At 39.1% G+C, this 25,428-nt stretch carries 22 protein-coding genes; 9 read left to right on the top strand and 13 right to left on the bottom strand.

From position 1 onward, the window contains the following. Window positions 1-58 precede the first annotated feature (58 nt). The 4 genes from AC07XN_RS02310 (at window position 59) to AC07XN_RS02295 (ending at window position 3,055) form a co-directional block, all read left to right on the top strand. A complete protein-coding gene (locus tag AC07XN_RS02310; RefSeq protein ID WP_494741899.1) occupies window positions 59-640 on the top strand; it encodes a Crp/Fnr family transcriptional regulator in 582 nt (193 codons plus the stop codon). A 142-nt stretch (window positions 641-782) separates the two neighbouring features. Continuing rightward, window positions 783-1,211 carry a nuclear transport factor 2 family protein gene (locus AC07XN_RS02305; RefSeq protein ID WP_494741898.1) on the top strand — a complete coding sequence of 143 codons (429 nt, stop codon included), beginning with the start codon at window positions 783-785 and terminating at the stop codon, window positions 1,209-1,211. A 136-nt stretch (window positions 1,212-1,347) separates the two neighbouring features. After that, on the top strand, window positions 1,348-2,214 hold the full coding sequence (locus AC07XN_RS02300; protein WP_494741897.1) for a pirin family protein: 867 nt from the start codon (window positions 1,348-1,350) through the stop codon (window positions 2,212-2,214). Between the two features lie 94 nt (window positions 2,215-2,308). After that, window positions 2,309-3,055: a glucose 1-dehydrogenase gene (locus AC07XN_RS02295; RefSeq protein WP_494741896.1), complete on the top strand. Its 747-nt coding sequence runs from the start codon at window positions 2,309-2,311 to the stop codon at window positions 3,053-3,055. Window positions 3,056-3,814: 759 nt separating this feature from the next. Here the strand turns inward: AC07XN_RS02295 and AC07XN_RS02290 are convergent. The 4 genes from AC07XN_RS02290 to AC07XN_RS02275 form a co-directional block, all read right to left on the bottom strand. After that, a complete protein-coding gene (locus AC07XN_RS02290) occupies window positions 3,815-5,377 on the bottom strand; it encodes a hypothetical protein (RefSeq protein ID WP_494741895.1) in 1,563 nt (520 codons plus the stop codon). Between the two features lie 114 nt (window positions 5,378-5,491). Then, window positions 5,492-7,573, bottom strand: a complete 2,082-nt coding sequence (locus AC07XN_RS02285) for a DUF8225 domain-containing protein (RefSeq protein WP_494741894.1) — start codon at window positions 7,571-7,573, stop codon at window positions 5,492-5,494. Window positions 7,574-8,322: 749 nt separating this feature from the next. Next, complete coding sequence (locus AC07XN_RS02280) at window positions 8,323-9,237, bottom strand: hypothetical protein (protein WP_494741893.1); 915 nt, start codon at window positions 9,235-9,237, stop codon at window positions 8,323-8,325. A 182-nt stretch (window positions 9,238-9,419) separates the two neighbouring features. Continuing rightward, window positions 9,420-10,397 (bottom strand): hypothetical protein, encoded by a 978-nt coding sequence (locus AC07XN_RS02275; protein WP_309924033.1) that lies wholly within the window; start codon window positions 10,395-10,397, stop codon window positions 9,420-9,422. Between the two features lie 517 nt (window positions 10,398-10,914). Here AC07XN_RS02275 and AC07XN_RS02270 point away from each other — a divergent pair. Both AC07XN_RS02270 and AC07XN_RS02265 read left to right on the top strand, forming a co-directional pair. Then, entirely contained in the window at window positions 10,915-11,508 is a 594-nt protein-coding gene (locus AC07XN_RS02270) for a Panacea domain-containing protein (protein WP_494741892.1), read from the top strand. A gap of 4 nt (window positions 11,509-11,512) precedes the next feature. Further along, entirely contained in the window at window positions 11,513-11,959 is a 447-nt protein-coding gene (locus AC07XN_RS02265; protein WP_309924028.1) for a hypothetical protein, read from the top strand. 155 nt (window positions 11,960-12,114) lie between these two features. Here AC07XN_RS02265 and AC07XN_RS02260 read toward each other — a convergent pair whose 3' ends face one another. Both AC07XN_RS02260 and AC07XN_RS02255 read right to left on the bottom strand, forming a co-directional pair. Then, on the bottom strand, window positions 12,115-13,272 hold the full coding sequence (locus tag AC07XN_RS02260; RefSeq protein ID WP_494741891.1) for a hypothetical protein: 1,158 nt from the start codon (window positions 13,270-13,272) through the stop codon (window positions 12,115-12,117). Between the two features lie 20 nt (window positions 13,273-13,292). Beyond that, the gene (locus AC07XN_RS02255; protein ID WP_494741890.1) at window positions 13,293-13,664 is read right to left on the bottom strand and encodes a hypothetical protein; all 372 of its coding nucleotides are present in this window, start codon (window positions 13,662-13,664) and stop codon (window positions 13,293-13,295) included. 286 nt (window positions 13,665-13,950) lie between these two features. On the opposite strand from AC07XN_RS02255, the gene AC07XN_RS02250 reads away from it, so the two are divergent. Next, window positions 13,951-14,187, top strand: a complete 237-nt coding sequence (locus tag AC07XN_RS02250) for a hypothetical protein (protein ID WP_309924022.1) — start codon at window positions 13,951-13,953, stop codon at window positions 14,185-14,187. Between the two features lie 232 nt (window positions 14,188-14,419). Here AC07XN_RS02250 and AC07XN_RS02245 read toward each other — a convergent pair whose 3' ends face one another. Together AC07XN_RS02245 and AC07XN_RS02240 are read right to left on the bottom strand one after the other, a co-directional pair. After that, window positions 14,420-16,063 carry a GH39 family glycosyl hydrolase gene (locus AC07XN_RS02245; protein WP_494741925.1) on the bottom strand — a complete coding sequence of 548 codons (1,644 nt, stop codon included), beginning with the start codon at window positions 16,061-16,063 and terminating at the stop codon, window positions 14,420-14,422. A gap of 422 nt (window positions 16,064-16,485) precedes the next feature. After that, on the bottom strand, window positions 16,486-17,040 hold the full coding sequence (locus AC07XN_RS02240; protein ID WP_494741889.1) for a helix-turn-helix domain-containing protein: 555 nt from the start codon (window positions 17,038-17,040) through the stop codon (window positions 16,486-16,488). Between the two features lie 1,009 nt (window positions 17,041-18,049). Between AC07XN_RS02240 and AC07XN_RS02235 the strand changes: the two genes are divergently transcribed. Then, the gene (locus tag AC07XN_RS02235) at window positions 18,050-18,463 is read left to right on the top strand and encodes an Imm50 family immunity protein (protein ID WP_494741888.1); all 414 of its coding nucleotides are present in this window, start codon (window positions 18,050-18,052) and stop codon (window positions 18,461-18,463) included. Between the two features lie 171 nt (window positions 18,464-18,634). Further along, complete coding sequence (locus AC07XN_RS02230) at window positions 18,635-18,934, top strand: putative quinol monooxygenase (protein ID WP_309924018.1); 300 nt, start codon at window positions 18,635-18,637, stop codon at window positions 18,932-18,934. A gap of 1,106 nt (window positions 18,935-20,040) precedes the next feature. Here AC07XN_RS02230 and AC07XN_RS02225 read toward each other — a convergent pair. The 5 genes from AC07XN_RS02225 to AC07XN_RS02205 form a co-directional block, all read right to left on the bottom strand. Continuing rightward, a complete protein-coding gene (locus AC07XN_RS02225; protein WP_494741887.1) occupies window positions 20,041-20,379 on the bottom strand; it encodes a hypothetical protein in 339 nt (112 codons plus the stop codon). An 84-nt stretch (window positions 20,380-20,463) separates the two neighbouring features. Then, entirely contained in the window at window positions 20,464-21,078 is a 615-nt protein-coding gene (locus AC07XN_RS02220; RefSeq protein ID WP_494741886.1) for a hypothetical protein, read from the bottom strand. A 598-nt stretch (window positions 21,079-21,676) separates the two neighbouring features. Beyond that, window positions 21,677-22,525 (bottom strand): DUF7833 domain-containing protein, encoded by an 849-nt coding sequence (locus AC07XN_RS02215; protein ID WP_494741885.1) that lies wholly within the window; start codon window positions 22,523-22,525, stop codon window positions 21,677-21,679. Between the two features lie 480 nt (window positions 22,526-23,005). Continuing rightward, on the bottom strand, window positions 23,006-23,350 hold the full coding sequence (locus AC07XN_RS02210) for an HU family DNA-binding protein (RefSeq protein ID WP_494741924.1): 345 nt from the start codon (window positions 23,348-23,350) through the stop codon (window positions 23,006-23,008). A 216-nt stretch (window positions 23,351-23,566) separates the two neighbouring features. Then, a complete protein-coding gene (locus AC07XN_RS02205; RefSeq protein ID WP_494741884.1) occupies window positions 23,567-24,361 on the bottom strand; it encodes a hypothetical protein in 795 nt (264 codons plus the stop codon). Window positions 24,362-25,428 lie beyond the last annotated feature (1,067 nt).

The raw sequence follows: 25,428 nt of genomic DNA, 5'->3' as shown, positions 1-25,428 counted from the left end.
AACAATTACGAAACATTATTTATACCTTTGCATCTGCGTAATTTAATCATCAAAACCAATGTACAAAAACCTTTTGGCATACATCAACCAATATGCTAATTTACCCCTTACAAGCGAAGAAGAATCCTTAATTGAAGCGACTTTCCAACCCAAAAAGCTAAGGAAGAAACAATACTTTTTGCAAGAAGGTGATGTCTGTAAATACGTTGGTTTTATTGTAAAAGGTGCGATGCGACAATACAGTGTAGATGACAAAGGGGTGGAACATATAGTACACCTCTACATCGAAAACTATTGGGCAGGCGACCGTGAAAGTTCTATTATGCTTACGCCTTCGAATTATAATATTGATGCTTGGGAAGATACCGAAATGCTTATTATTACAAGAGCCGAAATGCTGGATTTAATGGAAAAAATACCTGCATTGGTAAAAATGATAAGACTCATGGACGAAAGAAATGCCATTGCTAACCAACGAAGACTAAACTCTACTATTAGTAATACTGCCGAAAAACGTTATGAAGAATTTGCAGATAATCACCCCCAGTTTATCCAACGATTTCCGCAACACATCATTGCTTCTTATTTGGGTATTACCAAAGAAACTTTAAGCAGAATCAGAAAACAAGCGATGAAGTAGTTTTCCATTTTAAAGCTTGATTTACAGAACCGTTGATAAATGTCAACGGTTTTTTTTATCATATCTCATCGTTGCAGGGCTTGCCTATGATGCAATTTTGTATCGTTAAATCAATAATGAAAAAATATTAAATTTCAATAAAATGGAAAATACAACAAACACAGCAGCTACTCAACTTCTTCGTAATAGTTTAGATACATTTCTTGCCAAGGATATGAAAGGGTGGTCATCGCTTTGTGCGGAGGATGTAGTTGCCGAATTTCCTTTTGCCCCAGAAGGTACGCCTGCAAGGTTTGAAGGTCGTGAAGCGCTTTATGAATACTTACGTAACTACCCAAGTTTTATAGATGTAAAATCTATCCCTACCTTAAAAATCTATGCTACTGATGATGCGAACGTGGCCATTGCTGAATGGAGTGCATCGGGTGTAGTAATTAGCAATGGCAATCCTTATGAAATGAGCTATGCCACTTTTGTAACTTTCCGTGATGGGCTTATTGTAAACTACCGTGAATACTGGAATCCGCAAGCTTTTATGAAAGCAATGAGCGGTGGTAGTTTTGCTGAATAAGTGATATCAAGTTGAAAAGGTATGGTTTTAAACAAATTTCAAAAAGCGTTGATATATGTCAACGCTTTTTTTTATCAAATCTCATCGTTTTAGGGCTTCGTTCGGGTGCAATTTTACACCATCAAAACATATAGTTATGAAAAAGCAAACAAGTTTTTCAACAAAAGGAAGTAGTGCCGATTTAGGCCCTTTAAGTATCAGTAGAATGTTGCCCAATCGCTACGCCGACAAAGTTGGGCCTTTTGTGTTTCTGGATTATGTCGCACCTGCCATCAAGGAAATCATCACTAAAAATGGCATGGGGGCTCATCCGCATCGGGGCATTGCTACGTTGACGTATGTGCTTCAAGGTGAAGTGGAACATTTTGATAGTGCTGGGAATACTGGCAAAATATATTCGGGCGGGGCACAATGGATGAAAGCAGGCAATGGAATTATCCACGATGAGAATTTTAATTATGATAGCCAAACGGATAGTAAATATATACACGGTCTTCAGTTTTGGCTCAACTTACCTGCAAAAAACAAAGCAGAAAAACCTGCCCACATAGCGATTCAAGCCAATGAAGTACCTATAAAAACATTACCTAACCAAGACGGATGGATAAAGGTAGTTGTAGGCAAGTACGAAGAATTGAGTTCAATTATTCCAAATTATTCAGCGCAGTTTTTGTATCATGTCCATTTGAATGCAGGGAAACAATTTTCGCTTGAAATAAAAGATAAAATTGAAGTCGCAGCTTTTTTACCCACACAAAATGCGGTATTAAATGATACCGAATTTCAAAAAGGAGAGTTTGTAGAATTTGATAGAGAAGCAGGTGAAATTGAGCTAAAAAACACATCCGACGTAGCCATAGATATATTACTTTTTGGTGGTGAAGAATATACAGAGCCTATAGTAGCCGAAGGTCCTTTTGTGATGAACACCCAAGGCGAAATAGCAGATGCCTATCGGGATTTTCATGCTGGAAAATACGGAAAAATTAGATTGACAAAATAAAACGAAGACCATGAAAATACTAGCATTTGCAGGAAGTAACAGTACTGCTTCTATTAACAAAAAGGCAAATTTTGGGGGTAAACATTAAGCAATCATGACAGTATCAACAAAAAAAGTGGCATTAATAACAGGTGCAGCAACAGGTATCGGTCGTGCTATTGCCATCCGTTTAGCACAAGACGGCATTGCAGTAGCCGTTAATTTCATGGGGAACCCCCAACAAGCCGATGAAGTAGTGAATGAAATCAAAGAAGCTGGGGGTTCAGCCATAAGATTTCAAGCAGATGTTAGTTCGGTAGCCGAAATCACTAAGCTATTTAATGATGTCACTACGGCATTTGGCGGTATTGATATTGTAGTAGCCAATGCTGGTATTGCGGTCATGGGTATTCCTATTGCTGATGTTACGGAAGCTGACTTCGACCGTATCAATGCGGTAAATTATAAAGGGACCTACTTTGTGTTGCAACAGGCGGCTAAACACGTTAGGAATGGTGGACGAATTATTCAGATTTCTTCCACAAGCTCACTTTATCCAGCAGCGGGTCTTGGTATTTATGCTCCTAGTAAAGCCGCTGGCAAAGTAGTTACTGAAATATTGGCACAGGAACTTGGTCATCGTCAAATTTCAGTGAATAGTGTTTTCCCCGGTCCAACAAAGACTCCTTTAATGGAAAAAGAGGTTTCAAAAGAAGAATTGGAAAGGATTGGGCAAGCAATGACCCTAGGAAGAATGGGCGAACCAGAGGACATCGCAGGGGTAGTGGCATTCCTTGCTAGTCCAGCAGGAGCTTGGGTAAATGGTCAGCAAATTATTGTAAATGGTGGTGGTAGGGTATAAGCTATCAATATTTCATCCCTTCGGGATTGCTCTCCGCAGTCGCTCACTTCCAAGCAAGTGACGACTATTACAAGGCTTCTAGCCCTATTGATTACCCACCAGTATATAAACAACTGATAATCAACATTTTTATATCTAGCGAGGGACTTAAGTCCCTCGCTAGATATAAAAATCCCCCCCCGTTGTTAGCGTTCGTTCTCCAACAACAAGTGCGAAAGCAACGCGCACTATTCATCAAAACTATTTAACGTGGAGTAGGCATAATTTGGTGGTGAAGACACCAGCCTTGGGCAAAAAAGTATATAAACAATTGATAATCGACGTTTTTATATCTAGCGAGGGACTTAAGTCCCTCGCTAGATATAAGAGTTTCCCCCCTTGTTAGCGTTCATTCTCCAACAACACGTGCGAAAGCAACGCACCATTTATCAAAAAATATGAAGTGGCTGAGGCATAACTTGGTGGTGAAAACACCACCAAAGGCGAAAAGCATATAAACAATTGATAATCAACGTGTTTATATCTAGCGAGGGACTTAAGTCCCTCGCTAGATATAAGAGTTTCCCCTCCTTGTTAGCATTCGTTCCCCAACAACAAGTGCGAAAGCAACGCACTATTTATCAAAAAATATGTCGTGGCTGAGGCATAATTTGGCGGTGAAAATACCACCAAAGGCGAAAAAACAAAAATCCTTTCTCCTAGCTAGTGAATGAATTCACCAACTAAGAAAAAGGATTAATTAATTCCCACACCTTTTCTCTAGTATTGAATAGCCACTTTTTTCATGGTCTTTTTCAAACTTTTCAAATCTGGATGCGGGGTTTTTAGGTTACTACTAGACGGTTTTGTAAAAGTTGTTTTATACTTGGCAAAGCTAATGGCAAAACTAAAATCTCCAAAAATATCATTGTTGATGCTATCTAAGGGATAAGGGGCAATCGTACTATAAACATGGCAACTGGTACAGGTATTTGTTTTCTGGACGTAGCTTTCTAAGGTTGTGTTGGCAACAGTTGGAACGCCACTCTGCATCGATGACGCATTTAATTTTCTCGGTGCATCAATCGGCGTGGTAGGGTCTTTTTGAACACTTTGTGACCATATTACATCTACTAGCTCATAATATTGCCAAACCGAATTGGGATATACTTTCTTGATATTACTTTGCATTCGTTGGTTTATTGGTGCAGCATCGTTTGGATCAATAGGGTTGCTCCTAGTGATTTGGATAGGCACTGGTGCGGCCTGATTCAAATAATATGGGGGTGACTGATTGGGAGTACACGAAACCGTCACTACCGAATCGCCTGTGGCTGTCTTTATTGTTACTTGCTTGGCCGTACAATTAGCATTGTAAAAATTATAACCATAGGGCGGACTGCCTACCGTCGTACTTGTTGGTGCATTATCTACCTGTTCAAAAGTAGCCCAAACCCATGTGGGTTGGTTGGTGGTTTTGTGTAAAATATGCAATCCTACTAGGGCTACGGTCGTTGTCCTTAATTGGTTGGTCGAAGGGTCTAATACGGTGGCACGTGATAATTTATACCTTGCCCACTGTGGTGACTGTGGGTTGGGTACTTCCATCCAAGCTGCTTTTAATTCTATGGCACCTACTTTACTATGATAAACTCCCTGAGGGAAATTGATGGGATGCCCTGCCTTTACGGAATCGTGCTGAATGGCGGCATTATAATAGCCTTTCTGAACCACAAAATCATAATAATCTTTATTAAGCAGAATTTCATACCAAACATTCTTGCCGTTCTGACTGCCCAGCCAACTTGGTTTTCCCTGTGGGGCTGCTTGATCTGCACTAAAGGTATTGAGCGAGTCTGAATTATCAATCTTACTGGTAAACGTTAATAATTTTGTACTCATTTTGTTCATGAGCAAGCGTTGTGTCTTGAACTTTTTCGCATATTTATCCGACACCAACGTTCCCCAAACTGGAGGTTTTACGCCTTGGTCTTGGAACAAAACTTCTCGGGGCATATACGTTTCCCATTGTACTGGTGCTAAATCGTAAGGCGTTCCAAAACTACTACTTGTATTCACTGGCCAATTCAAGGAGATGAATTCTTGCCAAGCAAAACAATCAGCCTGTGATTGATTGTTGAATGCCTTCAAATCACCCGGTACATTATTGTTAAAATATACCTGAATGTTGTAAAGGGAACTCGTTGAATAGCAGTCGCACGAATCGGATGCCGATACAAAGGCATTTTGCTGTATTTTTTTATTATTAGACGGAATCATATTGATAAATATGATTGGAAGAATAAGTAATAGCCATACCTTCTTCATCTTTTTTATAGTCATATCAGGTAAGTTCATTTGATACAATGAGCCATTAAGAGCGTTGTGTTAGTGATATTACTGAAAACCTCACCCCAACGGCGGTCGGCCGCTGCCGTTAGGCGTGAGGTTGACAACCTACAGACTAGTAACCTTCACGATAATACTACCTTCATTATCCGCAAATCCTTGTCCGTAAATGCCATTCAAATCATCGTTGATACATAGTAATAATTCGCCCGAAAGATTGGATGGAATGGTCGTACCCATGCCCACAAAAAACACGGTATCCCCTACTTTCCCGATTAAAGAGCCCTCGTTTTGCCCCGGCATGGTATAGCCTGCTTTTGCTGGAATATTGCTTGGCGTACCATTCGCATTATACAACTGCCCATTATTGTCTTGAGGATTGGCCGTCCATAAGCCACTCACATAAGCAATTGATAACAAGCTCGACGGCTCTACTTGTACCCCAGTGTTTTGCCATTCAATCGCCGCTTGCACCGTGATAGGTAATACAGAAAGTAATGCGGGCATGGCTTGACTAAGCACCTGTCCTTGATTGGTAACATACACCCCTGTTACTCCCGCAGAGGCATTTTCACTTACTGCGACCGTCAGGTATAAGGCAAAGTTCTCACTTGGCTTGCTATTCCCCGGAACGGCATAATAAATATTATTTTGCACCGCCGTCACCGTCGCCGTTACTCCCGAGTTGGTAAAGCTGACTGTCGGATAGGTTGATGGCTCTCCATCGGTATAAGTAATCGTGCCACAGATAAGCACCATTTGTATCGAGCTTGCACCAATAAAAACAGTCGGAGGAATAAATGTGCTATTACTCAATAGAGAAATAGGATTATCTACTGGGTTCGGAACACTGGTATTATATACTTGGTTAAAATAGCTTTCGTAAAATAATTGAATTGGTTGTGCAAACGTATCGGCTGGGTCTGTATCCGCTACGGGGTCATATCCTGCGGGTTTTGTACCTGCATAGGCACTCGCTACGATTTGCATTTTAAAGGTAGCCGCCACCTGCGAACCCCACTCGATAGGACTTCCATTAATGGTAATATCACTTACGGTATAGTCCTTGTCGGCAGGCACTTCATACACGGCATGCAAGATAAAATTGCCCGGCAATTTTGTTCCATCCTGACTATTGAGTGTTTCTGACCCTCTTACAATCGTCCAATAAGCAGAAGGGTCGTCGCCGTTGGGAGCTTCATAATTATTGCCAGCAAAATCAGGCATCTGGATGTATAACCCCGGAGGGTCTGCTAAGGTTACTACATTGGCTGCTGTTACAAAACTGTTTACAGTACCGCCAATGTTGGGGTCGCTGTTTCTATGTTTTTGTCCATACTGGGCATCACAAAGGAGGGCATTATATTGGCTTGATGGCCACGAGGTAGTACCATCAGCGTTATTGCGTTGAACGGTTGCAGCCGTAGCAAGTCCTATTTCTGTTTGCAAAGTATTGGGCGTACTGGTAAGGTGGATGGCACCGCCTTGTGTAGCACTTGAAACGGGACCACTATTCCAAATATTAAGGGGGTTATAAACAGGCCCTTGGGTGATGGGGTCAGTGATATTAGGCACGCTTAGGTCTGCTAAAGTGATTTGTGGTTTACCTAAAATGCTTTGATACAATGCCAAAACTTTATTAGGGTCTATCAGCCACAAGCTATTCCAATATTCAGGGTTTTCGCAGGTGAAGTCTATTCTAGTAATTTTTCCAGCCGCGTTTCTAGTAACTGCCCATTCGCAATACTCATCTTGCCAACCTCTGGGGCCATAAGGGAAATACGGAACGGAATTTCCAGTATCACCACATGGATTATCCGAAATCGGTGCAGGCATCACGCCCGTATCTGCCATTTGATTTAAGCTAGCTTGCGTAGCCGTTGGGTAATTATAGGCTAATCTGCCCGGAAATGCACTCCAAAGCACATTCGCGGTAGCACTGCTTGGGTTATTCTGAACAGGGTTATAATAGTTGGTCGTAGGTGGCGTATTGATTGTATTCCACGGGTTGCTCAACATTCCTTGCTGGGTAAAACCATCAAGGTTGGCACTCCACAACTGATTCATCGCTTCTTGTTTCGCTGGATTATCTGTAAAATCTTGAATGGCAGCAGGCGTTCTAAATTGAAACCCACTCGTGGTTTGATTGATCTCAGCAACGTCTTCTTGTGTTTGTAGGGTATTTTCCATAGTTTAAAAAAGTAAAAGGTTTTTTTTTCGTACTCGTTTGGCTTTTCCGTAACGCCCCGTTTATTAAAGTGGCTTCTGGACTCCACAGGTTTACAAGTGAGTGGTATCATAACACCTAGATGATGACACCATCTATTTGTTTATGAGTGCCGAATTTCCCTTGTAATATTACTTATACAAATGTATCATAGTTGGGCTCAATAAAACAGGGTATAAATATCTGTTTTATGTTGGCAAAAAGCAGGTATTTATATCTGGTTTTACTATTTTAATGCCTAAAAACGGTATTAAATGATGAAATTTTGAGGGATGGCTGTCGGGTTTTGGCTGTCGGTCTTCGGATTTCGGATTTCGGTCTTCGGATTTTGGTCTTCGGATTTCGGTCTTCGGATTTTGCCCCCGCTTGGCGTAGTCTTAGACTATGTCAGTGTGTACTGCAATGTTACATTGCAAAAATGCAACGCATTATTCCGCAGTCACTCGCTTGGAAACGAACGACTGCGGTGGGCACAGTAGGGACGTATAAAAGGACGTATGCAATACGTCCCTACTGTGTGAATTAAGCGTTTCGCCTTTGTTTTTAGGCTTGAAGCCTTTTAATAGTCGTCACTCGTTGGAAACGAGCGACTGCGGAGGGGCAGGGACGTATGCAATACGTCCCTACTGTGTGAATTAAGCATTTCGCCTTTGTTTTTAGGCTGGAAGCCTTCTAATAGTCGTCACTCGTTGGAAGCGAACGACTGCGGGACTCAATTCATCAGCCCACTCACGCTTGCTACTTGCATCCCCAACATAAAGATTTCGTTTTGGTCAGTACTTATCGTAATCTTTACGCTTTCGTCATCACAGCGTTCTACGGTTTGGGTGAGGTATTCAGAATTTAAGTAAAAAGGCCACACCGTGAGGTCAGGGTTATTTTGTAAGGCTTTTACTACGTTTTCATCATAATTCCCAAACACCTGTAGCTCAATAGTGATACCCATCGCTACTAACAAACCACTATTAATATATTTTAGGATACCATTTTTTCCAAACAGCTCGTCCCATGTAACTTTGTCGCCCCCCTGAACCCATGCATCTTGGTTGTGATAAGCGGAGTTAAAAGCACCACTTGAGAACCACCCCGCAGCCCTTATGGGCAAGTTGACTGTATTATCAAAATGTAGTTTGAGGATAAACCGCTCACCATTGGCAACTCTGTTAAAGCTGAGGAACGTATGGTTTAATACGATACTTGGGTAGGAAGGGAAAAGGGAAACATCCAGTGGAGGATAGTTAGAAGAGTCAATGGTGATGTCAACTGACGAACCTCTGGCTATCGAATTCTTAACATCGCTACAGCTTGGCGTATAAATAGGTACCTCCTTAGTCGAAGGACCTTCTATCCAATATTGCTTTTTCTTGTAATTGGTAATGGCCAAATTGTTCATCATTGATGGCTTTTGAGCTTCGAGCAATTCCCAGTATATCGCACTAAAATTCGGAACATCATTCGTTTTAAAAATTAAGCCACTACCAGGAACAATATCAAGCAATGTAAACAAATCGGCATCATTATCAGGCAGGACAGACACCACTGGAAACAGCCTTAGGTTGGCAATATCCAGCGAAAGCCCCGAGGCAATGCCATCAAATATCAAATTTTCATATTCATTTTTCATCATCTGCTTAGATTAATTGTGAAATACAGCAATGCTACGCTCCCATTTGGTTGATAAAGCAAAGAGGCAAGTTTAACGACTATTACACCCTTTGTTCAACTTGCCTGCATCAGCCGCCACTGATGCAGGAAGTTTTGGTTATTGATGTAAGTGTGTCTTTAAACTGGCCTCGGTTTCCTACAACCTTAGATTAATCTTGAGTGGCTAACACCACCCATCGCAAAGCTGGTAGGAATAACACCCATACCGAAAATTTGTAGGCTACCCGGATTACAACCGATAGTAGTAGTAATGGTTTGGTCGGCATTATACGAATGACTTTGTGTGGCAATTGAATTAGATGACGACGTATAGAACGGCCATACGTTGGTCTGACTACTTTTTTGAATCTGTTGGAAATCGTATTCAGAATAAGAAGCATACGATGTTGTAGTGATGGTATAACCATTTACTAACAATACCTGATTCGAAACATTTTGGCACGACCCACTAGGGCCGAATACTTGATCCCAAGCATCCTGTCCACCAGTCCATTTGCTTGGATTTTTGTATTGATCAGTAAAGAAACCTTGTGTAAACCAGCCACCTGCACGTACTTGCAAATAGGCATATTTATTAAGGGTAATCGTCACAGTAATTCTCGAAGACGATGCTTTCTCGTTTAATTCTGTAGAAACAGAACTCGACGATGTTCCCCAGAAACCTACACCTGCTGAGCTAGTACTTTTAGCCCACGACGAGCTAATATCGCTATTAGCGGTGGCAGAATCAAAATAAATAGTTGCCGACGACCCCGCATTTACCTGATTATACAAATCAGCAAAGGCTGGGGCATAGATAGGGTCGGTGCCAATATTGCCATCCACCCAATATTTAGGGTTGAAATAATTATTTTCAGCAAGCTTACTCAAAAAGCTAGGTTTGGCATCACTGATGACAATCTGCATATTACCATTTAACCCATTAATAGGGTTGTTGGTGTACAAAGTTGCGACAGATTCAGGCGGAATACCATCCACAAAATTATAGACGCCTTCAGGAGTGGTTTGCACTGGCAAAACACCTTGAATCATTTGAAATTGTTGATTGCTTATGTGCAATGCATCACAGAGGGCATTGTAAAGACCTGCTGTTGAATTCGGAAGAGATGGTTGTTGGCTCATGAGATTGTGTTGTTTTTGATAGTTATTTTTCTAGTCATAAGGTTTGGCTAGGTACCTCGTTTGATAAAGGGGTTGCTGAACTCCCCTTGTAATATTACCATACAAACTTACTATCCTTATATTCTCCAAAACAGCATATAAATACCTGATTTATGATGGAACAAGTAGGTATAAATATCTATTTTTTGTATTTTAATGAATAAAAAGCGTATTAAGTGCTGAAATACCAAGCATATAGTATAGGAATGGGGACGGTCGGCAGCATAAAACAATGGGAATAAAGGACGTATGCAATACGTCCCTGCCGAGTGAATTACAGTCATCTCCACCAATAAAACAGAAGGTACAAAAACAAGAATTTGTTTTAGGCTGGAAGCCTTAGGATAGGCGTCACTCGTTAGAACGAGCGACAGCGGGGAGTGACACAGCAATTTTTATAAAAGAAAAGCGTTGTTTATATTGTGTTATTTATAATTAGCCGTAATTTTGTATAATGATTTACCCAACAGATAAGACTATGAACCTTTTTTTTACATATACAAAAGAGGAAATAGATAAAATCGGGAATACTATTATATACCTTTCTGAGAAAATCCCTCTCCTTTCAAAAACTAAAGCACTCAAACTCATTTACTTGATTGAAGAAACATCAGTTAAAAAATTTGGACTTCCGATTTTGAACTTAAAGTTTTTTGTTTGGATGTATGGGCCAGTTACAAAGGATATTTTCATTGATTTGTCATCCAATCCTATTCTTTTAAACGAGTATATTAAAAGGGAAGAGAGAGACGGGAATAGCTATATTTTCCCGAATAAAGCGTTCTCTGATGATGAGTTTTCTGACAACGAAATGGCTGTGATAGATTTAGTGATAGACACTTTCAAAAACTACACTGCCGAACAATTAGTGAAACTCACCCATAGAGAGCACTCGCTGTGGTATAAAACTGCCAAAGAAAATAATGTATTAGATTTGCTAGAGAATAAGCAACTTAATAATACTGAGATTGAGATTGATTTTTCAAGATTGTTGGAAGGGGATGACTACAAAAAAGAAATATACCTGCAACATCGGGAGTTTTTAAATGTTTCTCGTTCATTAAAACTATAAACTGGTGTTTACTGAAGGCAATATTTTACTTTATACCCCTTTTTATTTTAGAAATGGGGCTCCTGCAAAAACTAAATACTTTATTGTTATAAAGGTCATTAATGACACAGCCGTACTAGCAAGCCTGCCTAGTAGCCAAGACTATGTTCCTGCTTATATTGACTTAACCAATACTGATTGTTGTATTGAAATAATAGAGGCTAACTTTAATTGCTATTTTTTTCCTGCAGGAAACCCTATAGCTACCAACGGTTGGGCTTTCTCTAAACATACATTTGTATATGGAAATCAACTTGATGATTTTGAAACAACGACTCTTCTTGACATTTATCCTATTGAAAACATAGATTATAAAATTATTGGGCAACTCAAGGATGATATTTTAGCTCAGATAATAACTTGCTTTAAAAATTCTAGTACAGTGAAACGTAAGTATAAGAGACTTCTTTAGGCTATTAGCATTTGATATTTTCGCTACCTTTAATTGAATTATCGTGATTTATACTCATGGCATGGCTGCCAATTGGGGAAGCCATGCCATGAGTAATTTGTTTTAGGCTGGAAGCCTTAGAATAGTCGTCACTCGTTAGAAAGGAGCGACTGCGCTTAATTCATCTTAAAATTTTCTGGTAAAGTAAACCTTAGATTTAAACTTGAATAAAATCCTGATTTGCTATTTGAACTACCAAGGTCATGCCAATTGACGCCTGCATTTACCACTAGCCATATCCCGTCTCTTATATTAAACTCTCCGCCCGCATTAAGAAATGCATCTCTTTTACTATCTAAACTAATGAATTTGTACTGCCCTTCTACAAACCCTTTAACACGGTTTGAGCCAAAATATAAGCGTGATGATGCTGAAAAGGTATTGTATTCATAATTCACCGTTTTATCCGTCTGTTTATTTAAACTATCAGCAAACATATATGAATAGTTTATACCCACTAACAATTGCCCCCATTTTTTAACTGGTACAGCCAAAGTACCCCAAGCAGCGTGCTTTTTTGTTTGTATATTTTTAATTAAACTATCTGGCGAAGCACCTAAATAGGCATAGGCAAATTCCAGTTTTTCTTTATTCCAGTTCTGTTGCTTAAACTCTTCTCTAAGTTTTGATATATCTTCAATGTAGGATAATTTGAGTTCTTTAGTCCTTTGTAACTTATTAATAGAAATATAGGCCTTCATTTTATTGTTTAAGGATGAATCACTTATAACCTCAATAAGCAATTTATTATTAATTTTAAGAAATTCTTTTTTCAATATATTTTCTACTTCCACCTCAATCTTGGTACTCTCAAATAGCTTATCTTTAAACTTTTCATCATTTTTTAAATCACCCTTATCAATTAAAGTAAGTCTGGCTCCGATTGCTAAATTTGAATATTTCATATCGTTGGATGTTGTCGTATTTGTTCCTAACGATACCCGAAAGCTATACCATACTTTATTCTTTTCATAATCATGAAGCGTAAGGCTGTTACTTTTGGCTAATAAAAATGGAGCGACTTCCATTGAAAATGATTTAGGAACAATAATAGACGAACCATTATAAAATTCAGAAGCTAAAATAGATAATGCTTTTACATCACTTGGTCGTAATATATCACTCGGCGAATTGCCTAAAATATTAAAAGCGGGCAAGTCAGGAATTGCAAAATTGGTTTTAAAATCTTTGACTAGCAAAGAATCTTCTTTTGTTTGAGAAAAGCCAATAATTGGCAAAGCAAGCATCATCAAAAGTAATAGCTTATTTTTCATATCATTATTTGGTTTAGCTTTCAAACAAGTATTATATATATCTGTGACAATTGACTATTACCCGTTATTGCTCCTTTATCAACAGCCTCATCAATCATTTTTCCATTTTGAAAAACAGCTACACTGATGGTGTATTCTTTAGATATATCTGTATCCAACCCTACAAATCTTGTTCTTACATCTATTATTCTACCAACATTCTTTGCTACTGGCAAAGGCAGTGAATAAGTATCATCAAATGGATTTTGGTTATTCCCATCTTTCTTTTCTAGTATTTGGTTACTCTGGGCTTCCCAAAGCACGTACTGATACGAGGCTATAATCAAACCTTCAAAGGTTATTTTAACAGCGACCATTTGTCCTGCAGGGTCAATTTTAACTTTCTTTACCATCGTCTTATAGTTTAGATTTTATATTCTAAAAAGTATGTCTCAAAAGTATTAAAACTCATAATTGAACCATAAAAATTATTAAGCTTTCCATTAAAAAACTTATTATACGGCAGGACTGTAACCCCAACAAACGGTAGGGACGTATTGCATACGTCCTTTATCGTAATATAAACCAATACAGCATTAGGACGTATGCAATACGTCCCTACCAAGTGAATTACTGTCATCTCCACCAATAATTCAAAAACTCTTCCTTAATTTTGTTTTCGATACTAATATTTAACTGATGGAAGACAAAGATTTTGTACCCGCCATGCTTACTGCACAATGGAAGACCCTCCAACGGGGCCGTAATGCAAAATTCAGGTCGGGGCGGTTCCGCGATTCGATGATGAAGCATTTATCCCTGCAAGCATCTCAGGTGAATACTTTCTATGCTATCATTAATGGTAAGAAGACTGTAGAAACGGGGTATATTAAATATGCGATGGATTTAATGAAGAATTGTTTGTTGATAAAATAGGTGGGTGGTTTGCTATCTAATCCGTGTTCGTAGATTCTCCTACGAACTGATAACGATAACTTTTGTAGCACGAGTTTTCAACTCGTGAAATCATGCACGAGTTGGAAACTCGTGCTACAACGCCTTTGGTCGTAGATTCTCCTACGAACTAATAACGATAACCTTTGTAGCACGAGTTTTCAACTCGTGAAATCATGTACGAGTTGGAAACTCGTGCTACAAGCATTTATTCTTACCACCTAAAGCTCAAAAATGATACGCCCTGTCTAGGCAATTTCATTTTGATCAGGGCTTGTCCGTTTTTAGTATTAATCCATTCTGGCGAGGTTAGCAATTGCAATTGTCCTGCTTTTTCTAATACCTTGATTTGCTCGGCTGTAGGCTGTTTTGGCGACCCCATGCTTTTCCAAACTTCATACGCATTGCTGTTTTCCTTGTCAATACGATAGTGAAATAGCTGTACTTTTAGGGCTGGCAAACCTTTTACCGTCACCTCTACCCTAGCATCTGCTACTGGAACATTGTCATCATGATAATTCCAGACCATCACGCCTGCCGAATTGGTACTTTTTGAAGCCACCGCATTGATATCGGCCTCGCCACGCACACTTTCGTCACGTACTTTTTTGAAATCATAAGCCAAATTTTGCGTAACCTCTACCCTATTGCCTTCCATCATGCCAAACATACGGAACACATTCAGCACGGGTTTATCCACGCCGTTGGTCGCCAAATCACGGAAACCACGGAACCATGCTTGGTCTTCAAACTCGAATGCCCATGTTACAGCTCCCAAAAGGTTTACGCCTCTGGCCTCCGCCAATTCGTATTTTCTGGCAAATGATGCCGCCGTGTAGCTTGAATACATCGTACTATTACGGTAGGCATTTTGTGGGTTTAGGTCTTCAGAACAAGCCGCACATCCCTCTGGGTCAGACTCGCCAATGATGATTGGGAGTTTTTTCAAGCTTGGATACGATGCCACAATTTCAAAGCCTTTGTCAAGGTCTCGCAATTGCGTACCCATGTTCATTTGTACATGACCGTCCACTACTTTCGGTCCGCCTTTGGCATGATAAGTTATGAAATCCAAGGGCGAACCCGTTTTGCCTGTTACGTAGTTTTTACCTTTGGTTACGTGGTCGAGGAAGGTCTTTAAGAAGGTCGCCGACTTGTCCCACCCTGGCCCAGTTACTTCTGGCCCACCGATTTTGGCGGATGGCAAAGCACGTTTTACAGCATCAGCCGAATAGTCATACAGCTTGATATATTCTTCGGTCGTGCCTTTCCAGTAGCCAATGTTGGGTTCGTTCCAAAGCTCCCAATACCAGCTTTCTACCTCTTTCTGACCATATTTTGCTACCGAATGTTTCACCCATTGATACACTAATTCAGCCCATTTGTTATAGTCTTTTGGCGGATATGCCCAGCCCGTATAGATGTCGTTGTAGTTATCTCCCGGCTTCCAGTGGTGACGATAGGGCGTTGGATGACTCGACAATGCCTCTGGCATAAAGCCTATCTGGGCGATGGGTCTCATGCCACGCTCGATGAAAGTATCAAAGATTTTATCGACAATCGTCCAGTCGTAAATAGGATTTCCGTTCGCATCTTCGGTGTAAGCATTGGTAGAACCCCACTTCAAAGCCGCCGTGCCGTCGCCTGTTACGAGCAAGCTGTGTACCCTGACGTAGACTGGTATTTTACTAAGTTGCGAGATTTCCGAGAGCAATTTCTTGCCATCTTTCATATAAGTATAGTTGGGTTCGTCATAGCCAAACCAAGCCCAAATGGGTTTCATGGGCGCTTTGGTCTTGGCTAAATCCACCTGAATAGCCACAGGGGACTGTTCCTGAGCCAAGGCTGGGACAGACATTCCCACAGATTGGGCTGCCAACAATAACAACAATGATGTTTTTCTTAAGAGCATAGTTATTGATTTAAAAATGTTAATATTTTAATGATATGGTTTATGTATTTATTACGCCGAAAAACGATTTACCTGTCCCTATATCCCTAGCGAGGGACTTAAGTCCCTCGCTAGGGATAAGAGATGTTGGTAATTATACACACATCCCCACAGATTGGGCTGCCAACAATAGCAATAATGATGTTTTTCTTAAGAGCATAGTTATTGATTTAAAAATGTTAATATTTTAATGATTGGTTTATGTATTGTTATGCTGAAAAACGATTTACCTGTCCCTATATTCCTAGCGAGGGACTTAAGTCCCTCGCTAGGAATAAGAGATGTTAGTAATTATCTTCTTAAAAATGTCAATAAACTAACGCAACTATCTATACGAATATATCCAAATAATGTACCTCCTCTGAAATAGGCATAATGCCATGTTTTTGCAGACAGTTGAAATATAGGCTATCCCCTGTTTTGAGGTGATAGTCGATTTCGCCTACCGTCATCTTCATTTCGCCACTGATGATATAAATAAACTCTTCGCCCTCGTGGTGCAATAGGTGCGGTTTCACCTCCCCTTTTCTAGCCACAAACAGCATCGGTTGCATTTTCTTTTGGTGATATTCCTGTCCGAAGGGATAAAAGAAATAGCCCTTGTCGGTTTGTCTGAGGTTGTCCTCCGCTTTTTGTTTGGTCGTGAGGATGGCATTCAAAAACGCCTCCGTTTCTAGCAGACTAGAAATATTAGTCCCCAACGTATTAGCAATTTTGATGAGTGCCGCCACAGAAGGAATCGTTTTGTTGTTCTCAATTTTCGAGATCATACTTTTCGACAATTCGCTTCCATCCGCTACCTCCTGCAAGGTTCTTTTTTGGTTAGTTCTTAATATCCGAATGCGGTCTCCGATATTAATATTATTGGGTTCATCTGTCGCCATATATTCAATATTGGACACTTTGTTTTATGCTGTTTACCATCATTCAACAAAGTTGAATACAAATGTAAGCGTTATAATTGATTTTGCAAGTTGTTTGTAGAATATTTGTGAACTAGTTGTGAGTTAGAGAGTTAGTGAATGAGTGAGTTGTGAGTTAGTGAATTGTGTTTGAGTGAGTTGTGAATGAGTGATTGAGTGAGTGGTGATTGAGTGAGTTGTGAGTTAGTGAATAATATTTGCTTGTTGACTGGTACACGTAGTCGCTTGTTTCACACGCAGTCGCTCGTTTCTAACGAGTGACGACTATTACAAGGCTTCCAGCCGAAAAACAAACCTATGGTTGTGAACAAAAAGTATCTCAAAACCACTTATTTTTTTAAGGTAGTTTTATGTTATTTACTGAATGAGCTTTGTATATTAAAACGTTAACTGCTAACTTGATTGGAAGGATATTAAATTGATATTGTTCATTTAACCAAAACCACTACAAACAATAACGCTCACACTTAGATTTAAATAAAGTCATGAAATTAATATTCAAAATTCTTATTCACTCGTTAGGCTTAATTACTATCTATGGATATACAGTTCTTAATGGATATTATTTTATTTTTCGTAAGTATGTAATTTTCAACATTTCACTTGAATATACAGACTATATGAATTTACTCCCTCTAGCAGATACAATAAATAAAAGTCTATTTTTCTTTTCTCTAAGTAGTCCTTTGGGACTTTTGCCTATTGCATTTTGTATTTTTAAATTTGGTGGTAAAATAAATCGTTATATTAGTTCCTTTTACCTATTGCTTGCTATAATTTGGATGATAGCAATTATAAATTGGTGGATAGATTATAATAGTTAATGACACCACTATTCATAACTCTTTGTAGCACAAAGAGTTAGAACAACAACCATTAGTGACAGTTTTGTTTTTTTTAGGTTAATCTACGTCAGTGTAGTAGTCGTTATAGCAGGAAACATTATCTATATAATAAGCAATTAATAAAAATGTGGTTTGAATACATAGAAAATAAAGAAGGGATTTGTCGTATATACGAAAATATTGAACCGCCATTAGATAATTTGTATATACATGAATTAAGTATAGAAACAGGGGAATCAATGTGCTTAATCCTGCGTTTTGATTTAGCTAAACTTCCTGATAAATTACCTGTAAAATGGAAAAACAAAGACGTTAATACCATTCAAATTGTAATGCTTTTTATCGAAGTAAATATTCACCAAATATCTATTTCTAACAAAAATTTTTACAACGGTCAATTGTTGATTGAGGAAATTGAAGACAATATCAAACAGGTAAAATATATAGATAAATCAGGGGCTGAAGTTTTTAATTTCAATGCTAAATGGATACATATAGAAAATCTCTCTGGCTATCATAATACGAAATCTCTAGTTTGAATATCCCGACAAGTCATCGAAAAACTAAGACTTTATCACAACAAAAACTCTTTAACAAAATCATCATAAAGCACTATGAAAATCATAAAAACTTGCTTCGCTATTAGCATATTGATTGTCCTATTTTCGTCAACAAGGGCATGGGCACAACATAAAAATCTTATGGTACGTATGGCAAAAATTGAAGTAGATTCTGCTCAATTAGAAAACTACAAGGCTATTCTAAAGACCGAAATCGAAACGTCTGTACGGGTGGAATCGGGAGTTTTGAGTTTGAATGCCGTAGCCGATAAAAACAATCCTACGCATATTACTATTTTAGAGGTTTATGCCAACGTGGAGGCATACAAGGCACATATCGAAACCCCACATTTTAAAATATACAAGACTTCAACAAAAGAGATGGTGAAGTCGCTACAGCTTATCGAGCTCGACCCTATTATGTTGGCTAATAAGCTTAAGAATCCGTAGCACTCCTAGCGAGGGACTTAAGTTTTTACCAATTAGCCACATATCCATAAGTACTTGATAATCCATTTCTTATCCCTAGCGAGGGACTTAAGTCCTACCAATTACCCACATATCCATAAGTACTTGATAATCCATTTCTTATCCCTAGCGAGGGACTTAAGTCCCTCGCTAGGGATAAGAAATGGCTATGACATGAGACGACCGACGCTCCGTTTGAAGGACGATTTAAGCACATCTTATCAATAATCACATCTTTATTTCAACTTTTAAAAGATATGTGTATAAATAACCGATAATCATTAATTTTATCCCTAGCGAGGGACTTAAGTCCCTCGCTAGGGATAAGAAATGGCTATGACAAAAGGACGATTTAAACCCATTTTATCAATAATCACACTTTCATGCCCATTATTAGCAATACCGACAAGAAACACCTACCCTATCATCCAACTACTCCATACCACTATTCCATATCTTGAGTGACAAAGCAATACACTTTTGAACGTATTCCTCTAAAATATCCGTCTTGTGCGTATATTCTCTATTATTCCCTTTTAGGTATATGCTTTTAGGCAATATTTTGTATCAAAATACCTGATTTTAGCAGGTATAAATACCTGATTTTGTTATACTTACCTATAATTCTCTTGCATATAAGTTGCTTTTATGACAATCATCATTTATCTTTGGTTAGCTTTATCTATCTATGATAGATTCTTTGTTCTTTTAAATTGCTTGACTATACGTTTTTATGATTATTTCAAACAAACAAATAAGGCTATGCAACGAACAGCTCAACAATTCGAACTTATAATACCCCAATATCAATTCATTTTTGGGGAGAATTTAGCACATAATTCCCTACTGTTAGAAGCCATCAAGCAAGAAATGCCTAACAATGCCAAGGCACATTTTTTTGTCGTTAAAAGATAGTACTAACACACCATCATGCTATTTCTTAGCAACCAATTAGCGTAATCTTTAGGCGGTGAATTAATTCACTGCCAAAGGATTACGCAAACCTGGCGCTTGGGCACTATCAATAGTGTATTCCTTCGAGATTCTCCGCTCACCCGCTGACTCTCAGAATAAGCAGGAAGCCCGTCTTATTTCAAATTCAACATCCGATTATACAGTCGCCAATCATGGTGGCCCTTGCGTTGGTGATAGTTTGCTATCCATCTTTCAAATACCTTGCTGGCGGTATCCTTTATTTTCTGGTTAAGTGCCAAAGTTTCAGTCGCTAGTTTTTCCTTACTTTTCTTGGGGTCTATCAACACGATACGACACTGCTCTATGACATATGCCTTGAATTTCTCGTGTTGAATCATACCGTTTTCCATAAAACGTACATAGTGGTGTTCGCAAATACAGTTAATTTCATAAGGTGTTTTCATCGTGTTTGAGGGGGTTATGGTGGTGTTATAAATGATGTGGTTATTCATTGTTGAAGGGGTGTAAACTTGGTGTAAACTCATGGCATGACTTCAAGTCATGCCATGAGTATTTGAGTGAACATAAACTTAAAGTCAAGCCATCAATATCCCTTTTGCAACCTCCGCTATAAACCGATTATAGGCTATGTTTTTAGCCATCAGCACCAGTTCTTGATGAGTAGCGTTTGTATATTTCCTTTGTAGTTTTTGAAACAACTCTTTCTTCTCATTCACTTCCATTTTCCAGATACCAAACCGCTCAAGGTCGTCGTAGAGGCTGGAGGCTACCTGTACTTCAAAGTCGGGATGGGTGCGTTTGAGGTCGGCATATTGTTGGGCTACCTGCCTACACAGTTCCTTTTCTTCGGCTTCCGTAGGGGGTATTTTCACGTTTTCTTTGGCTTGCTCAAGGGCAGTATATTGTTTCATGACGGGCTGTTTTTTATCAGCTATCCATCTACGAAGCCACTGCACAAAGTTGGAGGACGAAAAAAATACCTTGCCATCAGTCGAAAACTCGCCATTGAGTCCCGCCTTTAATGCCAAATGAATTTCAGTTGGTGTAAGTCCCTGATACTCTCGTAAATCATTTATGATCAATCTAATTTCAGCCTTCAATTCATCTCCTTGCGACTGGCTATATCCTAGTCTCATTTTGGCGGTAAAAATAACTTCGCCTGCTAGCTTGGTAACCTCCGCGTTGGTCATCTGCCCAATGCGTGTGCCGTGGGTTGCTTTCACAATTTCGTGCTGGCGTTCGGTGAGCTTTTCAAGGGCCACCGTAGGCACACCAGCTTGCAGTATTTTTTGGCTTAGTTGAATGGTATTCATCGCTTGATTTAATAATATTTTCTTTAAAAAGAACTTTTGCCAACCTCAATCCAGAAGGGATGGTATATTTATAGAAAAAACAAATAACACCATTCTAAGCTGTGCGACTCCTACGGAGTCGAATTAGTGCGTGTTGGCATCTTTGATGCTATAAATATTTCATCCCTTCGGGATTATTATCGTGCTTTGGCTTAATATAACTTATTGACAGATAGTGCTTTCCTATTAGCGGGTGACTTAAGTCCTATCGATTACCTACATCTTTTAAAACGTTGAAATGGAAATGTAATTATTGATCAAATTAGCTTAAATGTACATAAATAGTCTTTAAAACCAAGCGTTGAAGCCCTTATATCTAGCGAGGGACTTAAGTCCCTCGCTAGATATAAGTATCTGATTATTAATAATTTACAAACTTGTGGGTAATCAATAGAACTTAAGTCACCCGCTAATAGGGAGAATTATACCTTCCACCCTACCCCGACTCCTCGCTAATTTCAAAAATTGCCTGCGTGATTGAGTCATAGTTATGTTGAATTTTCCCTTTTTGGGGCATCGGCCCATGCCTACCTCGGTTTTGACATTGAATCCTAATCCAATTCAAAAAATGCCGTTTATGGTCCGACTCACTTGAAATTCTTTTATCAGTGGCACGGGTTTTGATAAAAAAGTTTTCCAACAATTGGTAATAATCCCCCTCATTGATATTATTTTTCCTTTTCGCCGACTCTTTCAGCAAGGCAGCATTGCGCATATTGGCCTCAATCTCCTCCAAGGTCGTCTGCGGTGCCGTCGCCACCCCCTCTTTAATTTCTTTTTGTTCTTCTTTTACAAAATCAGGTACTTCATTTTCAACAACATCATCATTTGTTGTTGTTATTGTTGTTGTTGTTTTTACTGTTTCTAAGTTTTCTAAGTTTTTATTAGTTTTATTATACTCGCTTTGCTCCTGCAGTGCTGTGGTAGTTGCTTCTGTCGTGCTGTGGTAGGTGCTCCTGCTGTGCTGTGGTAAGTGCTCCTGCAGTGCTGTGGCATTTTTTACCAAAGCAATTATGTTGGCAGTGTACTGGTTTGTAGATTTCCGACACATGTTTATGAAGCCAAAACCAATCAATTCTTCTAGCGTTTTTGTGTACGTTTTATAAGAGGTCATTCCTAAATAGTGCATGGCTTCGTCGCTAGGCAAAGCATAACAATCGGCCCAACCTAGACGATTGCATTTTTCAACACACCAGAAATATAAAGCATGATGATGAGGTTTGACAATTTCAATATTGTTCCCGCACCACTCATACCATTTTTTTGTTAATTCATAACCACTCATTTGTCAACGTTGTTTTATATACGTTTGAAGAAATATTTAATAATGTACTACCCTGATTCGCTACCAACAAAGCTAACCGTTAGAAAATATGTTTGGGTGGGGTTAAGTCCTACTGATTACCAATATGTTGATAATTTATTGATAATCAAATACTTATCTCTATCGAGGGACTTAAGTCCCTCGATAGAGATAAGGGCTTCAACGCTCGGTTTGAAAGACGATTTAAGCCTAATTCAACCAATTTTATCAATAACCTCATCCTCATTTCAACTTTTTAAAAGATGTGGTTAATCAATAGGTTTAAGTCCTATTGATTACCAACAAGTTGATAAATTATTAATAATCAGATACTTATCTCTAGCGAGGGACTTAAGTCCCTCGCTAGAGATAAGGGCTTCAACGCTCGGTTTGAAGGACGATAATACTCCCCTCCTCATATAAATTAGCTACTCTCTCATCTGTTTTTCGGCTTGAAGCCTTTTAATAGTCGTCACTCGCTTGAAGCGAGCGACTGCCTTCTACCTTAAATTCCTTTGAAGGCACAAATTTCACAATCGTCCGTTCGGGTAGTTCGACTATTTCCTTCGACTGTATCTTCCTCAATACCTTAGCCTTACGTGTCACCGACTTAAATGTTCCGAATCTTCTGATGGTTATCTGATTGCCCGACGATACTTGTTGCATTACCTCGCTTTTGAATGCCTCGATAATCTCTGAGACTAGCCCTTCAGCGTGATGTGTTTTTACAGCAATTGCTTCGATTAGTGCTTGTTTGGTCATGGTTGTTAGATTTTTGTGTTGGCTTTCGGTCTTCGGATGTCGGATTTCGGATGTCGGTCGTCGGATGTCGGTCGTCAGCTTTCGGATTTCGGTCGTCGGATGTCGGTCGTCGGGTTTCGGTTTTCGGTCGTCAGATTTCGGCTTTTAGTTTTTGGCTGTTCGCTTTCTGGTTTCTGATGTTAGTTAGGCTTTGATTTTAGTAATTTAATTATCTGACGACCGATATCCGATTCCCGAAACCCGACGACCGATAGCCAAAAGCTAATACCTAAAATCCGAAAGCCGAAAGCCGATATCCGACGTCCCTAATCCGAAATCCGAAAGCCTATTCCCCTTAACCACCTCAAGGGTTTTTAGTGCCGCACTTAGGATACTCCTATTACTTTTATAAATCCTCAAGTGTTGAGCATCCTCCGCATTCACCTGCTCCAACTGCTTGATAGCGTACCTCAATGCCTTCATTTTCTTTTTGATGATGCGTTTTTTGTCAGTCTTATCTTTCTCAAACACCTTCACCATCTTTTGTTTCATCGCCTCAACATTGGTAGGTTCATGCACACGCTTGCAGGTGGGACAAACAAAACTTTCAGCACCCCATTTCACCCGACTGTCGGTTAGCTTTACTAAGGCTTGCTGTTCTCCTTCCAAAGCTTTGTTCAGTCTCTTTAGCTCTGTATTCCTTTGGATGATCTGTTCCTGCAAGTATGCACATTGATATGCTTGTTCTGTCAACTGGAGCTTTATTGCTGCTATATTTCTGGCACGTTGCAGGGCATCGTCTTTAACATCATTTTCTTTTTGACGATTCCCCAACGTTGCGTCATCCTCCTCACGTTTTTCATTGTCATAACGTTTAAGGACATTCATTTGCTCATCCATTGCTAATCCACTCTCCACCGCCACGCTCAATACACCAGATGCGCTGTTCGACTCGCAGATACCTTTCCCAGACAACAACATACAGGTATCGAAGGTAGTTTTATCAGTAAAAAGGTGTGTATTTTTCCCTGAGCCATTGCTATTTTCAAGGCTTAATTCTTCTAAAATTACTTTCATTAGGACGGCGTTTAAAAATTAACGGTTTTAATTATACGAGACTTTAGTCATTGAGTGATTGAATGAATGAGTGATTTAGTGGTTAGGTTTTTTATTTTGCCCCTAGTACCTCCAGTGAGAAAAATCAACATCTCCTCGCCAGAGATACATAGGGGACTACTTTTAATATCGGTGTAAAAGAATCATTAAAAATCCCTTACTCTTAGCGGGTGACTTAAGTCCTATTGATTACCCATAAGTTTGTAAATTATTAATAATCAGATACTTATCTCTAGCGAGGGACTTAAGTCCCTCGCTAGAGATGAGGGCTTCAACGCTTGGTTTTAAAGACTATTTATGTCCATTTAAACCAATTTTATCAATAACCACATTTCCATTTCTACTTTTTAAAAGGTGCGGGTAATCAGTAGGACTTAAGTCACCCGCTAAGAGTAAGGTTAGGTGTTGAACATTGGTTTTTCATAAACTTATATCTTTTGCCCCTAGTACCTCCAGCGAGAAAAATCAACATCTCCTCGCCAGAGATACGTAGGGGGCTATTTTAGTGTCGGTATAGGCATAAAAGGTCGCATCTCTCGTTATGTTCCAGAGATGAGGCAATAATTGGTTTGTGTCAGAGATTTTCTAACACAAACCAACAGGTATTCAATAATAAGAAAAAGGTGTACTACTGGTTTTAAAATTGAGTATAGGTGATTCAACAGGTGTAAAAGATTTTCATTAAAAGGCTAAGAACCAATTCGTTTATAGACCATAGGTGTAACTATAAAAAATTAATCAACATAAAGCCCCCAAGGGGCATTTGACCTCCCATTGAAAGAGAAGAAGGCGCGTATGATATATCGACGGTCGTCGATACAGGTGAAGTAGCACGCAATGCAATATTGAGGAAACAAATTCCTTTGGGCGTATTAATGATAAAGAAAAACAAATCATAGATAATTAAAAAGATTTAGTGCTTGTTCATGCCTCTTCCATGAAGGTTTGCTCTTAAACCTCCTTTAAAAAAACTTCAACAAAACTTGTTTCTATTAAATACTTTTTCGTTACTTTGTTTATTATTAATA

The organism is Arcicella sp. GW458-12-2-14-TSB2 (assembly GCF_059423785.1).
Note: the sequence above shows the minus strand (reverse complement) of the source record. Positions and strands in the feature narration are given on the sequence as shown.